This is a genomic window from Stutzerimonas frequens (assembly GCF_024448335.1).
GTDB lineage: Bacteria > Pseudomonadota > Gammaproteobacteria > Pseudomonadales > Pseudomonadaceae > Stutzerimonas > Stutzerimonas frequens.
Genome location: NZ_JAMOHM010000001.1, coordinates 58,342 through 71,207 on the forward strand (window position 1 = coordinate 58,342; position 12,866 = coordinate 71,207).

Consider the following 12,866-nt stretch of genomic DNA (forward strand, 5'->3'; position numbering starts at 1 on the left):
TCGGCATATCGCCGAGGGAGCCTCGCCATGACCGATTCGCTGATCGTCCCCTGCGCACATTGCGCCAGCCTCAACCGCATCCCATCCGATCGCATACATGACGCGCCACGCTGCGGGCGCTGCAAGTCCGAGGCGCTGCCGGACCAACCGTTCGACCTGCAACAGGAGCAATTCGCCAACCAGATCAAGGGCGACCTGCCGCTACTGGTGGATGTCTGGGCCAGCTGGTGCGGCCCCTGCCGCAGCTTTGCCCCGACCTTCGCCCAGGCCGCGCGCCAGCTGCAGGGCCGCTGCCGCCTGGCCAAGCTCGACAGCGAAGCCAATGCGCAACTGTCGACGCAGCTCGGCATCCGCTCCATTCCGAGCCTGATCCTCTTTCGCGAAGGCCGCGAAGTCGCGCGCCAGAGCGGTGCCATGCCGCTGCCACAACTGCTGGCCTGGCTGGCACAGCAGGGCGTTCGCTGACGGCATAAACATCAGGCGGCAACCAGAACAGCGCCAAGTTCCACCCACAATTGCGACCTCCCATCAGGATATGTGTCGCAATGTTTGCCTAGCCATCATGGCACTTGGATAATGCCCGCACTTTTCGAGCGGCACTTCCAATGCAAGTAACACACGGACGTCTATGCGCTGGCCCCACGAGAGCCGCGCAGGCATGAGCGCAATACGCTTCGACATCGACCAATGGCAGGCCTGGGCGCCGGGCTGTGCCTGCCATGCCGACTGGTCGCGCTGGGCATTGGCCAGCGTCTGGCCGGACGCTCCAGACGCTCAGCCGGACGTATCCTTTTTGCCCGCCATGCAGCGTCGGCGCTTGAGCCGGCTGGCGCGCATGGTCTTTGCTGTCGCCGCCCCCCTGGTCGAAGACCAGCCGCCGATGCCGCTGGTGTATGCCTCGCGCCACGGTGAAACCACCCGCAACTTCGCCCTGCTCAGCGACCTGGCCGAGCAGCAGCCGCTTTCGCCGACCCAGTTCAGCCTGTCAGTGCACAACGCCATCATCGGCCTCTGGTCGATCTTTCAGGGCGATTCCAGCGAAATGACGGCCCTCGCCGCGGAAGGCGACGGGCTCGAGCACGCGCTCCTCGAAGCCGCGCTGCTGTTGAACGAAGGCGCGCCGGCCGTTCTGCTGGTGATCGCCGAGGAAACGCCGCCAGACGCCTATCGACCCTGGATTGATGATGTCCAGATACCCTACGCGCTGGCGCTGCGACTGACCGCCGGAGACACCTGGCAACTGCAACTGCAATCGGCCGACGAGCCCGCCGTGACAGCATCCGCACCACATGCGCTGGAGCTGATCCGGGCATTGCTCGATGGCCGCTCCCAACTCACGCATCAATGGAAGACGCGCAGATGGAACTGGCAGCGGACGCGCTGAAGCGGCCCAATGTGCCGTGGCTGTGGCGCCTGGTTGCCACCGGGCTGTCGTTCGCCTTGTTCGGCATCGGCGGGCTGTGCCTGCGCATACTGGTCTTCCCGCTACTCGCGCTGCTGCCCGGCGACTCCATCACCCGACGCAGCCGTGCACGGCAAACGGTCAGCCGGCTGTTCTGGCTGTTCGTGCAGTTCATGTACCGCAGCGGCGTGCTGACCTATGAGGTCGAAGGTGCCGAGCGCCTCGGTCGCCCGGGCCAGTTGATCATCGCCAATCATCCTTCGCTGATCGATGTGGTGGTGCTGATCGCACTGATCCGCGACGCCAACTGCGTGGTCAAGCAGAGCCTGTGGGACAACCCCTTCACCCGTGGGCCGATCCGCGCCGCGCAGTACATCAGCAACAACGGCAGCGCCGAGATGCTCGACGAAGCGGCCGAAGCCCTGCAGCAGGGCCAGACGCTGATCATCTTTCCCGAGGGCACCCGCACCACGCCCGGCCAGCCCCCGCAGTTCCATCGCGGAGCGGCGGCCATCGCGCTGCGAGGCGCGCGGCTGGTGACGCCGGTGGTGATCAGCGTGACACCGACTACCCTGACCAAGGCCGAACCCTGGTACCGCATCCCCTCGCGGCGCTTTCACTTTCATCTACGCGTGGGCGACGACATCGACCCGCAGGCATTCGCCGCCCTGGGCGCCGCCCCGATCGCTTCGCGCCGCCTCAACGACCATCTGCACCGACACTTCATAAAGGAGCTCGCACTCGATGAGCCAACTGACGCTTGAAATCAAGCAACTGATCATCGACGCCCTGGGTCTGGAAGACCTCGGCCCGGACGACATCGCTGCCGACCAGCCCTTGTTCGGCGAAGGTCTTGGCCTCGACTCGGTGGATGCCTTGGAACTCGGCCTGGCGATTCAGAAGCGCTTCGGTATCAAGATCGACGCCGACGCCAAGGACACCCGCAAGCATTTCGCCAGCGTCGACAGCCTGGCAGCTTTCGTCAGCGCCAGCCGCGCCACCGCCTGAGGAGCATCTGCCGTGAACAGCCGCAACGAGATTTTCCAAACCCTGCGCGACGCCCTGGTGGAACTGTTCGAACTCGAACCCGAGCGCATCACCCTCGAGGCCAACCTCTATCAGGACCTGGAGATCGACAGCATCGACGCCGTCGACCTGATCGACCATATCAAGCGCCAGACCGGCAAGAAGATTGCCGCCGAGGAGTTCAAGGCCGTGCGCACCGTCGGTGACGTGGTGGAGGCGGTCTATCGTCTGACCAGCACGGAGACAGCCTGACCGGCATCGCGCCCGCCCCGCAGCACAACCACGGTTTTTCGGACTCCTGATGCTTCCACGCTCATCCACCATCCCGCCCGGCCTGGCCCGCATGGCCGGCCTCGCCCTGCTGCTCGCCGGGCTGGCCTATCCGTTCGCCGTCTACTTCGGTATCGAGCACCTCTCGCCGCGTGTATTCGCCGCGCTACTCGGGGCGCTCTGGCTTGCCCGCCTGCTGAGCAGCGAGCGCGTCGCCAGCCGCGCGACGGCTGTTGTCGCCCTGCTGTTCTGCCTTGCCCTGGCGTTGCTCGACGACGATGTCCTGCTGCGCTGGTATCCGGTCCTGATCAACGCTGCCATGCTCGCGCTGTTCGCCGGTAGCCTGTTCGTCGGCATGCCGGTGATCGAGCGTCTGGCCCGGCTACAGGAGCCGGATCTGGCGGAAGCCGGCGTGCGCTATACGCGGCAGGTGACCAAAGTCTGGGTGGGCTTCTTCGTCATCAACGGCACCATAGCCGCCGCCCTGACGCTCTGGGCGCCGCTGGCCTGGTGGACGCTGTACAACGGGCTGATCGCCTATCTGTTGATGGGCCTGCTGTTCGCCGGCGAGTGGCTGGTACGTCAGCGGGTCAGAGGCCGCACATGAGCTGGATCGGCCTGTGTGAACTGCTGATTTCAGGCGAATCGCGGCGGGTAACCGATGCCCCCGCACTGTCGCTCGGCCAGGTGCAACTGCAGGCGCTGCAGCTGGCCGGTGAGCTGCAGCGACGCAATGTGTGCAGCCTGGCCGTGCACCTGGAGGATGCCGCGCAGCTGGCGATCGCCCTGCTCGGTGCCTGGCGCGCCGGCGCGCGTGTGCTGCTGCCGGCGGACCTGCAGCCGGCGAACCGCGAGCGCCTGGACGCCCAGACCGAGCTGTGGCTGACCGATCAGCTTGGTGATCACAGCCTGATGGATTTGCTGGGCGAACCCTTGAGTGCCGCCGAACTCGATCCGCAGCTGCTCGGCCTGACGCTCTGCACCTCGGGCTCCAGCGGCCAGCCCAAACTGATCGACAAGCGCCTGGCGCAGCTCGCCCATGAGGTCGAGACGCTGGAAGCGCTGTGGGGCGCCGATCTCGGAGCTGCCAGCGTGATCGGCAGCGTCGCCACGCAACACATCTACGGCCTGCTGTTCCGTGTGCTCTGGCCGCTGTGCGCCGGCCGCCCGATGCTGCGCCGCCCCCTGCCGTTCGCCGAGGACATGCAGCGGGCCAGCCGTGAACAACCGGCGTTCTGCTGGGTGGCCAGTCCCGCCCTGCTCAAGCGCATGGGCGACAACCTCGACTGGCCGGCGCTGCGCCAGGTGCGTCGGGTGTTCTCCTCTGGCGGGCCACTGCCGGCCGAGGCCGCACAACTGCTGCGGGAGCGCCTCGGCCAGTGGCCAACGGAGATCTATGGCAGCTCCGAAACCGGCGGCATCGCCTGGCGCCAGGGCGGCGAACTGTGGCAGCCGCTACCGGGCGTCGAGCTCGGCCAGGACGAGCAGGGCGCGCTGCGCGTGGCCTCGCCCTGGCTCGCCAGCGGGCACGTCGAACAGACCGCCGATGCCGCCGAGTTGCATGCCGATGGCCGCTTCGCCCTGCGTGGCCGGCTGGATCGCATCGTCAAGCTGGAAGAGAAGCGGATCTCGCTACCGATGCTGGAAAGCGCCCTGGCCGAGCACGCCTACGTCAGCGAGGCCCGCCTGGGCGTCATCCAGGACCAGCGGGCCTATCTCGGCGCGTTGGTGGCGCTGAGCGAGGCTGGCATATTCGCCCTGCGCAACCAGGGCCGGCGCGCCGTCACCCAGGCTCTGCGCCAGCATCTGAACGACCATTGCGAAGCATTGGCCCTGCCGCGACGCTGGCGACTGCTCCATCAGCTACCGGGCAATGCCCAGGGCAAACTGCCTCAGGCCGAACTCGACGCTCTGCTGCTGGCGCCGCGCCCGCGCGAACCGGAGCGTCTGCAGCAGCAGTGGCAGGACGATCACTGGCAGATCGAGCTGCGCGTGCCGCTGGACCTGGCGCACTTCAGCGGCCATTTCCCGCGTACGCCGGTCCTGCCTGGCGTCGTTCAGATCGAGTGGGCGATGAACCTCGCGCGCGAACTGATCGACGACCTGCCGCCGCGTTTCGGTGGCATGGAAGTGCTCAAGTTCCAGCAGCTCGCTCGCCCGGGCGATCACCTGGAGCTGAGCCTGCGTTTCGATCATGCCCGCGGCAAGCTGTACTTCGCCTATCACAACGCCGGCAAGCCCTGCTCGTCCGGCCGCATCCTGCTGGGAGCTCGCCCATGACCACGCTCAATCCCTTGCCGCCCGTCGAGGAGCAGCCGATCGCCAGCGTGGCGCCCGCCCTGGCCAACGAAGAGGATTGGTTCAAGCCCTGCGCGCTGATCCCGGTTTACAACCACGAGCGCAGCCTGCCGGCAGTGGTCGCCGCGCTGCGGGCGGCGGACCTGCCCTGCGTGCTGGTGGATGACGGTTCCTCCCCTGCCGCGGCAACGGTCATCGACCGACTGGCGGAGCAAGACGGCGTCTTCCTGCTCCGCCATCCGCGCAATCAGGGCAAGGGCGGTGCGGTAATCAGCGGCCTGCGCGAGGCGCGGCGACTGGGCTTCAGCCATGCGCTGCAGGTCGACGCCGACGGCCAGCACGACCTGTCCGGTGTCGAGCTGTTCCTCGACCGCGCCAGCCAGGCGCCGGACGCGGTGATCTGCGGCTATCCGCGATACGACGCCAGCGTGCCCAAGGGGCGCCTGTATGCCCGCTACCTGACCCATGTCTGGGTCTGGATCAACACCCTGTCGCTGGCGATCCGCGACTCCATGTGCGGCTTCCGTGTCTACCCGCTGGAGCCGACGTTGGCATTGCTCGACCGCGTGCGCCTGGGCCGGCGCATGGATTTCGACACCGAGATCCTGGTGCGCCTGCACTGGCAGCAGCAGCCGATGGTCTGGCTGCCGACGCGGGTGCATTACCCGGCCGATGGCGTCTCGCACTTCCGCCTCTGGCTGGACAATGCACTGATCTCCGCCATGCATGCCCGGCTGTTCTGCGGCATGCTGCTGCGCGCGCCAAAACTGCTCGCCCGGCGCCTGCAGCGATGAGCGAAGCCCCGATGCCCTCGCACTGGGCGGCGCAGCGCGAGCGCGGCAGTTTCGCGCTGATGCGCCTGACCGCCTGGGCGGTACGGGTACTTGGTCGGCGCACCATGGCGCCGCTGCTGTATCTGATCGTGCTGTATTTCTATCTGTTCGGCCGCAGCGCCCGTGACAGCGCGCGCGAGTATCAGGGCTACCTGGCGCGTTGGAGCGGTCGCGCCGAACTGCAGCCGAGCACCCGCTCGGTCTATCGCCAGTTCATGAGTTTCGCCGAAGCGCTGTTGGACAAGCTGGATGTCTGGAGCGGGCGCGTCGGACGGGAACGCCTGGTGATCCACGACCCTTCCAACCTGCACGCCAGCCTCGCCGGGGCGCGCGGTCAGCTGCTGGTCGGCTCGCACCTGGGCAATCTGGAGATCTGCCGGGCGCTGGCGGAGATCGGCGGCGAAGTGCGGATGAACGTGCTGGTGCACACCCGTCACGCCGAGCAGTTCAATCGCCTGCTGGACCAGTCCGGCGCCGACAACCTGCGGCTGATCCAGGTCAGCGAACTGGACCCGGCGACCATGCTGCAGCTGTCCCAGCGTCTGGAGCGCGGCGAGTGGCTGGCCATCGCCGGTGATCGGGTGCCGCTGCATGGTGGGCGCACCGCCGTGGCGGACTTCCTCGGTCACCCGGCAGCCTTTCCCCAGGGGCCCTGGCTGCTCGCCGGCCTGCTGGAATGCCCGGTGAATCTGCTGTTCTGTCTCAAGCAGGACGAGCGCTTCCATGTGCATCTCGAGCCGTTCGCCGAACGCATCCGCTGGCGCCGCGCCGAGCGCGACGCGGTGATCGCGCAGGCAGTGCAGCGCTACGCCGACCGCCTCGCCGCGCGTTGCCTGGAGGCGCCGCTGCAATGGTTCAACTTCTATCCCTTCTGGAACACACAGGACCCGCGTCGTGACTGAGCCCGTGATCTTTGGCGAACACCTTCTGCGCATCGAGGACGTGCTGGCCGTGGCGCAGCGCCGTGCGCCGGCACGGCTGCAGGCGGACGAGACCTTTCGCAGCCGCATCACCCGCGGCGCGCAGTTTCTCGACACCCTGCTGGACCGCGAAGGCGTGATCTACGGCGTTACCACCGGCTATGGCGATTCCTGCGTGGTGGCGGTGCCGTTGCATCAGGTCGAGGCGTTGCCGCAGCACCTGTTCACCTTTCATGGCTGCGGGCTCGGCAAGTTGCTGGACGCCGAAGCCACCCGCGCCGTGCTCGCCGCGCGCCTGCGTTCGCTTACCCATGGCATGTCCGGTGTACGCATCGAGCTGCTGGAACGCATGCAGGCATTTCTCGAACACGATGTGCTGCCGCTGATTCCTGAGGAAGGCTCGGTCGGCGCCAGCGGCGACCTGACCCCACTGTCCTATGTCGCCGCCGCCCTCGCCGGCGAGCGCGAGGTGCTGTATCGCGGCGAGCGCCGCAGCGCCGCCGAAGTGCATCGCCAGCTCGGCTGGACGCCCTTGACCCTGCGTCCCAAGGAGGCGCTGGCGTTGATGAACGGCACCGCGGTGATGACCGGACTCGCCTGCCTGGCCTACGCCCGCGCCGACTACCTGCTGCAGCTGGCGACCCGCATCACCGCACTGAACGTGATCGCCCTACAGGGCAACCCCGAGCACTTCGATGAGCGCCTGTTCGCCGCCAAGCCGCATCCTGGGCAGGCTCAGGTCGCCGCCTGGATTCGTCAGGACCTGGCCATCGATGCGCCCGCGGCGCCGCTGCATCGATTGCAGGACCGCTACTCCATCCGCTGCGCCCCCCATGTGCTCGGTGTGCTGGCCGACAGCCTGGGCCTGCTGCGCCAGTTCATCGAGACCGAACTGAACAGCGCCAACGACAACCCGATCATCGATGCCGACAACGAGCGCGTGCTGCACGGCGGGCACTTCTATGGCGGGCATATCGCCTTCGCCATGGACAGCCTGAAGAACCTGGTGGCCAACGTCGCCGATCTGCTCGACCGCCAGCTCGCCCTGCTGGTCGACACGCGCTACAACCACGGCCTGCCGAGCAACCTCTCCGGCGCGCCGGCCGCCACGGCGATGATCAACCACGGCTTCAAGGCGGTGCAGATCGGTGCCAGCGCCTGGACCGCCGAAGCGCTGAAGAACAGCATGCCGGCCAGCGTCTTCTCGCGCTCCACCGAATGCCACAACCAGGACAAGGTGAGCATGGGCACCATCGCCGCCCGCGACGCGCTGCGCAGCCTGGAGCTGAGCGAGCAGGTCGCCGCGGGCACGCTGCTCGCCGCCCAGCAGGGCGTCTGGCTGCGCCAGCGCCAGGAAGACGCGCGCCCGCTGCCCGCTCCACTGGCGGCCATGCACAGCGAACTGGCGGCGACCTTCCCCCCGCTGATCGAAGACCGGGCGCTGGAAGGCGAACTGCGCCTGTGCCTCGAACAGATCCGCAACCGCCACTGGAGGCTTTATGCGTAAGGACGGCGTACTGCAGGCCGAGGTCGAGTTGCTCGTGCCGTTCTTCGATGTCGACTCCATGGACGTGGTCTGGCACGGCCACTACGTCAAGTACTTCGAGGTTGCCCGCTGTGCGCTGCTCGAGCGTATCGGCCACAACTATCAGCAGATGCGCGACGCCGGCTATGCCTGGCCGATCATCGACGTGCAGCTGCGCTACATGCGCGGCGCGCGCTTCAACCAGCGCATCGTGGTGCGCGCCGACCTGGTGGAGTGGGAGAACCGCCTGAAGATCAACTACCTGATCCGCGATGCCGAAACCGGCGAGCGCATGACCCGCGGCAGCACCGTGCAGGTCGCCGTGGAGATCGCCAGCCGCGAGATGCTGCTGGCCTCGCCACGAGTGTTCGTCGACGCGGTGGAGCGCGCACTGGCATGACGCCGCTCTTCAAGAAATGGCTGGCCGCCGCCGTCCTGCTGCTGGTCACCACCATCGCCATGGCGCAACCCTTCGACCTGCCACAGCTCGCCGGACAACTGAGCGGGCCGGCCGTGGTACGTGGCGACTTCATTCAGGAAAAGCACCTGAGAGCCTTGCCGCAGCCGCTGACCAGTCACGGCCAGTTCACCCTGTCCCGCGACCACGGCCTGCTCTGGCTGCTGCAACAGCCGATCCGCCAGGACTATCGCATTACGCCTCAGGGGATCGCGCGGCGCGGCGAACAGGGCTGGCAGGCGGTCGACCCGCAGGGCGGTTCGGCCCGACAGAACCAGCTGTTCCTCGCCGTGCTGAGCGGCGACACCCAGGCGTTGCAGCGCGACTTCGACCTGCAGCTGAAAGGCAACCCCGACGCGTGGCGGTTGCAACTGACGCCACGCGGCGCGCTGCTCAAGCAGATCTTCGCCGACATCGAGATCCAGGGCGGTGAGACGGTGACTCGAATCGAGCTGCACGAAACCCAGGGTGATCGCACGCTGATCCGTCTGCTCGACAGCCAGACCGACGTCGCCCTCACGGCCAGCGAGCAACGCGATCTTGCCGACTGAGCGCCTGCAGACCCGGCGCTGGCCGGCCGCGCTGTTCTGCCTGGCGCTGCTCGGCCTGCTGGCGCTGAATGCCTGGCAATGGCGCGACGGCCCGCCGCTGAGCGCCAACCTGCTGCAGCTCCTGCCCGACGCGAGTCACGACGCGCTCGAAGGGCTGGCGACCGAGCGCATGCAGGAGCCGCTCAAGCGCGACCTGATGCTGCTGATCCGGCATGACGACGAGCGTGAAACCTGGCGCCTGACTGAAAGCCTGGCAGCCGACCTGCGTGGAAGCGGCCTGTTCGCCCAGGTGCGCGAGCGGATACAGCCCGATCTGCCGGCGGTCGCTCGCCTGCTGCGCGAGCAGTCCCTCGGACTGCTTGGCGATACCGAGCGCCAGCAGCTCATCGAACATCCCGCGCGGTTCGTCCAGCAGCGCATCGAGCGCCTCTACGACCCCTTCGCCGCCAGCCCGCTGCCGCTCGAACAGGACTGGTTCGGCATCGCCGGCCTGGCCCTGCAACGGATGCCGCAGCTGGGCAGCCTGCGCACCGGTGGCGATGGCCGTCTGATTGCCGAGCACGCCGGCCAGCGCTGGGCCGTCGTGCACGCGCGCACGCAGGGCGATGCGTTCGATGAGCGCCTGCCACAACAGGTAGCCGCACTCGTCGAGACCGCCCGCAGCGCTGTCGAAACCGCCGGCGGCGAACTGCTCGCTGCCGGCGGCGTGCTGCATGCCGCCCATGGCCAGCGCTCGGCCCGCACCGAGGCGAGCATGATCGGCAGCCTGTCACTGGGTGCCACCCTGCTGCTGTTGCTCTGGCTGTTCCGTACGCCGCGCATCCTCCTCGCCGCCTTGCCGGTGCTGGTCGGCGCGCTGTCGGGGGCGGCCGCCTGCGTCGCGCTGTTCGGCCAGATGCACGTACTGACCCTGGTGCTCGGCGCCAGCCTGATCGGCGTCAGCCTGGACTTCCCGCTGCACTACCTGTCCAAGAGCTGGACCCTGCAGCCCTGGCACGGCCGGCGCGCGCTTGGTCTGATCCTGCCGGGACTGGCGCTGGCCCTGTTAACCAACCTGATCGGCTATCTCGCGCTGGCCTTCACGCCCTTCCCGGCACTGACCCAGGTGGCGGTCTTCTCTACAGCCGGATTACTCGGCGCCTTCCTCTGCACCACCTGCCTGCTGCCGCTGCTGTTCAATGGTCGACTGCAGCCCTGGCCACGCCCATTGGGTTGGGCGCAGCGCTGGCTGCAGGTGCGCCAGGCCCTGCTTGCACGCATCGGCTCGCCCTGGCTGCTGGCCGTGTTCGGACTGTTCTGCGTAAGCGGCGTGCTGCAGCTGTCATTCGAGGACGACCTGCGCCAGTGGGTCAGCCGCGCGCCGGTACTGCAGCAGCAAGCCGAGCGTATCGGTACGATCACCGGCTTCCAGCCCACCAGCCAGTACCTCCTCGTGCGCGCCGCCGATGCCGACGCGCTGCTCGAACGCCAGGCCGAGCTCAGCCGCCGCCTGTCCGACCTGCAGGCCGAGCAACGCCTGGGCGGGCACCTTGCCCTGAGCCAGCTAGTTGCACCGACTGCCGAACAGGACCGCCTGCGCGCCGCCCTGCCGCACCTGCTTGCAGCCAGCCAGCCGCTCGCCGCGCTGGGCACCGCGACGAGCAACCTGCAGGCCGAGATCGAGCGCCTGCAGGCACAGCCACCGGTGACCATCGAGGCGGCGCTGGCAGGCCCGTTGGGCGAGCCCTGGCGCGCGCTCTGGCTCGGCGCGCAGAACGACGGCGTCGCCGGGCTGATCAGCCTGCAGGGCTTGCGCGACGGAGCCGCCCTGGAACTCATCGCTGAAGACGTGCCCGGCACGACACTGGTCGACCAGCCGGCCCGCCTCAACCAGCTGTTTGCCGCGACCAAGCTTCAGGCGGGCGAACTCAAGCTGCTCGCCAGCCTGCTGATCTTTGCCCTGCTCTGCTTTCCCTTCGGGCCGGGCGGCGCCCTGCGCTGCCTGGCCGTGCCCCTGCTGGCAGCCCTGGCGAGCCTGGCCAGTCTCGGCTGGCTCGGTCAGCCGCTGACGCTGTTTGGCCTGTTCGGCCTGCTGCTGGTCACGGCGATCGGCGTGGATTACGCCATTCTGATGCGCGAGCAGGTCGGCGGCGCTGCGGTCAGCCTGGTCGGCACCCTGCTGGCGGCCACCACCACCTGGCTGTCGTTCGGCCTGCTGGCGGTGTCCAGCACGCCGGCGGTAAGCAACTTCGGCCTCACCGTCAGCCTCGGCCTGGCATTCAGTTTTTTCCTGGCCCCCTGGGCCATCCATCAGCAAGACACACCACCACAGGCAGGGAGGCCGTATGGCGCCGCTTGAGACGCAACACCGTGAAGTCGTGATCATCGGAGCCGGCCCGTCCGGCGCAATCGCTGGCGCGCTGCTCAAGCGCAAGGGCCACGACGTGCTGATCGTCGAACGCCAGCGCTTCCCGCGCTTCTCCATCGGCGAGAGCCTGCTTTCGCACTGCCTGGACTTCATCGAGGAAGCCGGGATGCTCGAGGCGGTGCGCGCGGCGGGGTTCCAGACCAAGCATGGCGCGGCCTTCGGCTGGGGCGAGCGCTACACGGAATTCGATTTCCGCGACAAGTTCACCGCTGGCCATGGCAGCACCTATCAGGTCCAGCGCGCCGACTTCGACAAGCTGCTGGCCGACCAGGCCGAGCTGCAGGGCGTGGAAATCCGCTACGAGGAAGAAGTCACCGCGGTGGATTTCACCGGCGCGCAGCCCTGGCTGCAGATTCGTCGGGCCGATGGCAGCGAATACCGCGTCGATGCCGCCTTCGTGCTCGATGCCAGCGGCTATGGCCGGGTACTGCCGCAGCTGCTGGATCTGGAAGCGCCGTCGGGCTTCCCGGTGCGCCGGGCGATCTTCACCCATATCGAGGACCGTATCGACGACCCACGCTTCGACCGCGAGAAGATCCTTATCACCACCCATCCCGAGCTGCGCGATGTCTGGTACTGGACCATTCCGTTCAGCAATGGCCGCTGTTCGCTGGGTGTGGTCGCCAGCGCCGAGCGCTACGAAGGCCGGCCGGTGAACCTCGACGCCTGCCTGCGCGAGTTCGTCCAGGAGGCACCGAACCTCAGGCGCATTCTCGCCAATGCCGAATGGGACACCCCGGCGCGCCTGATCGGCGGCTACTCGGCCAACGTCAAGAGCCTGCACGGTCCGGGCTTCGCCCTGCTGGGCAACGCCGCCGAGTTCCTCGACCCGGTGTTTTCCTCCGGCGTGACCATCGCCATGCGCTCGGCACACATGGCCGCCGCCGTGCTGCATCGCCAGCTGAGCGGCGAACCGGTGGATTGGGAACGCGAGTTCGCCGCGCCGCTCAAGCGCGGCGTCGATACCTTCCGGACCTACGTGGAGGGTTGGTACGATTGCAGCTTCCAGGACGTGATCTACTACGAACACGCCCAGCCGGAGATCCGCCGGATGATCAGCTCGATCCTCGCCGGCTATGCCTGGGACGAAAAGAACCCCTATGTCGCCGAACCCAAACGCCGCTTGCGCGTACTGGCCGAACTCTGCTCGGCGGGTGCCGGTGCCTGAGTGGATTGA

14 protein-coding genes are annotated in these 12,866 nt (G+C 67.7%); all 14 read left to right on the top strand.

From position 1 onward, the window contains the following. The first annotated feature begins 27 nt into the window (after positions 1–27). The 14 genes from trxC (at position 28) to NAO55_RS00330 (ending at position 12,857) form a co-directional block, all read left to right on the top strand. Positions 28–465: a thioredoxin TrxC gene (gene trxC / locus NAO55_RS00265; protein WP_063539643.1), complete on the top strand. Its 438-nt coding sequence runs from the start codon at positions 28–30 to the stop codon at positions 463–465. Positions 466–658: 193 nt separating this feature from the next. After that, positions 659–1,384, top strand: a complete 726-nt coding sequence (locus tag NAO55_RS00270; protein WP_102839609.1) for a beta-ketoacyl synthase chain length factor — start codon at positions 659–661, stop codon at positions 1,382–1,384. After that, entirely contained in the window at positions 1,360–2,166 is an 807-nt protein-coding gene (locus NAO55_RS00275; RefSeq protein WP_102839608.1) for a lysophospholipid acyltransferase family protein, read from the top strand. Before NAO55_RS00270 ends, NAO55_RS00275 begins: the two co-directional genes overlap by 25 nt. Beyond that, entirely contained in the window at positions 2,147–2,410 is a 264-nt protein-coding gene (locus NAO55_RS00280) for a phosphopantetheine-binding protein (RefSeq protein WP_061373892.1), read from the top strand. The genes NAO55_RS00275 and NAO55_RS00280 overlap by 20 nt, the downstream gene beginning before the upstream one ends. Before the next feature lie 12 nt (positions 2,411–2,422). Beyond that, positions 2,423–2,680 carry an acyl carrier protein gene (locus tag NAO55_RS00285; RefSeq protein ID WP_019405658.1) on the top strand — a complete coding sequence of 86 codons (258 nt, stop codon included), beginning with the start codon at positions 2,423–2,425 and terminating at the stop codon, positions 2,678–2,680. 49 nt (positions 2,681–2,729) lie between these two features. Further along, positions 2,730–3,305 (top strand): COG4648 family protein, encoded by a 576-nt coding sequence (locus NAO55_RS00290; RefSeq protein WP_180981614.1) that lies wholly within the window; start codon positions 2,730–2,732, stop codon positions 3,303–3,305. After that, positions 3,302–4,978 carry an ApeI family dehydratase gene (locus NAO55_RS00295; protein ID WP_102839607.1) on the top strand — a complete coding sequence of 559 codons (1,677 nt, stop codon included), beginning with the start codon at positions 3,302–3,304 and terminating at the stop codon, positions 4,976–4,978. The genes NAO55_RS00290 and NAO55_RS00295 overlap by 4 nt, the downstream gene beginning before the upstream one ends. After that, complete coding sequence (locus tag NAO55_RS00300; RefSeq protein WP_048328506.1) at positions 4,975–5,790, top strand: glycosyltransferase family 2 protein; 816 nt, start codon at positions 4,975–4,977, stop codon at positions 5,788–5,790. The genes NAO55_RS00295 and NAO55_RS00300 overlap by 4 nt, the downstream gene beginning before the upstream one ends. Further along, positions 5,787–6,731, top strand: a complete 945-nt coding sequence (locus NAO55_RS00305) for a lysophospholipid acyltransferase family protein (protein WP_102839606.1) — start codon at positions 5,787–5,789, stop codon at positions 6,729–6,731. The genes NAO55_RS00300 and NAO55_RS00305 overlap by 4 nt, the downstream gene beginning before the upstream one ends. Continuing rightward, positions 6,724–8,256, top strand: coding sequence for an HAL/PAL/TAL family ammonia-lyase (locus tag NAO55_RS00310; protein WP_102839605.1), 1,533 nt, complete (start codon positions 6,724–6,726; stop codon positions 8,254–8,256). Before NAO55_RS00305 ends, NAO55_RS00310 begins: the two co-directional genes overlap by 8 nt. Continuing rightward, positions 8,249–8,674 carry an acyl-CoA thioesterase gene (locus NAO55_RS00315; RefSeq protein WP_102839604.1) on the top strand — a complete coding sequence of 142 codons (426 nt, stop codon included), beginning with the start codon at positions 8,249–8,251 and terminating at the stop codon, positions 8,672–8,674. Before NAO55_RS00310 ends, NAO55_RS00315 begins: the two co-directional genes overlap by 8 nt. Beyond that, on the top strand, positions 8,671–9,282 hold the full coding sequence (locus NAO55_RS00320) for a LolA family protein (protein ID WP_102839603.1): 612 nt from the start codon (positions 8,671–8,673) through the stop codon (positions 9,280–9,282). Before NAO55_RS00315 ends, NAO55_RS00320 begins: the two co-directional genes overlap by 4 nt. Continuing rightward, positions 9,272–11,620 (top strand): MMPL family transporter, encoded by a 2,349-nt coding sequence (locus NAO55_RS00325; protein WP_102839602.1) that lies wholly within the window; start codon positions 9,272–9,274, stop codon positions 11,618–11,620. Before NAO55_RS00320 ends, NAO55_RS00325 begins: the two co-directional genes overlap by 11 nt. After that, positions 11,607–12,857 (top strand): NAD(P)/FAD-dependent oxidoreductase, encoded by a 1,251-nt coding sequence (locus NAO55_RS00330; RefSeq protein WP_102839601.1) that lies wholly within the window; start codon positions 11,607–11,609, stop codon positions 12,855–12,857. The genes NAO55_RS00325 and NAO55_RS00330 overlap by 14 nt, the downstream gene beginning before the upstream one ends. Positions 12,858–12,866 lie beyond the last annotated feature (9 nt).

Excerpts from the sequence above, each read along its gene's own strand:
- NAO55_RS00305 (WP_102839606.1), top strand. The coding sequence starts at position 5,787 with ATGAGCGAAGCCCCGATGCCCTCGCACTGGGCGGCGCAGCGCGAGCGC.
- NAO55_RS00280 (WP_061373892.1), top strand. The coding sequence starts at position 2,147 with ATGAGCCAACTGACGCTTGAAATCAAGCAACTGATCATCGACGCCCTG.
- NAO55_RS00320 (WP_102839603.1), top strand. The coding sequence starts at position 8,671 with ATGACGCCGCTCTTCAAGAAATGGCTGGCCGCCGCCGTCCTGCTGCTG.
- NAO55_RS00270 (WP_102839609.1), top strand. The coding sequence starts at position 659 with ATGAGCGCAATACGCTTCGACATCGACCAATGGCAGGCCTGGGCGCCG.
- NAO55_RS00330 (WP_102839601.1), top strand. The coding sequence starts at position 11,607 with ATGGCGCCGCTTGAGACGCAACACCGTGAAGTCGTGATCATCGGAGCC.
- NAO55_RS00300 (WP_048328506.1), top strand. The coding sequence starts at position 4,975 with ATGACCACGCTCAATCCCTTGCCGCCCGTCGAGGAGCAGCCGATCGCC.
- NAO55_RS00315 (WP_102839604.1), top strand. The coding sequence starts at position 8,249 with ATGCGTAAGGACGGCGTACTGCAGGCCGAGGTCGAGTTGCTCGTGCCG.
- NAO55_RS00275 (WP_102839608.1), top strand. The coding sequence starts at position 1,360 with ATGGAACTGGCAGCGGACGCGCTGAAGCGGCCCAATGTGCCGTGGCTG.
- NAO55_RS00295 (WP_102839607.1), top strand. The coding sequence starts at position 3,302 with ATGAGCTGGATCGGCCTGTGTGAACTGCTGATTTCAGGCGAATCGCGG.
- NAO55_RS00290 (WP_180981614.1), top strand. The coding sequence starts at position 2,730 with ATGCTTCCACGCTCATCCACCATCCCGCCCGGCCTGGCCCGCATGGCC.
- trxC (WP_063539643.1), top strand. The coding sequence starts at position 28 with ATGACCGATTCGCTGATCGTCCCCTGCGCACATTGCGCCAGCCTCAAC.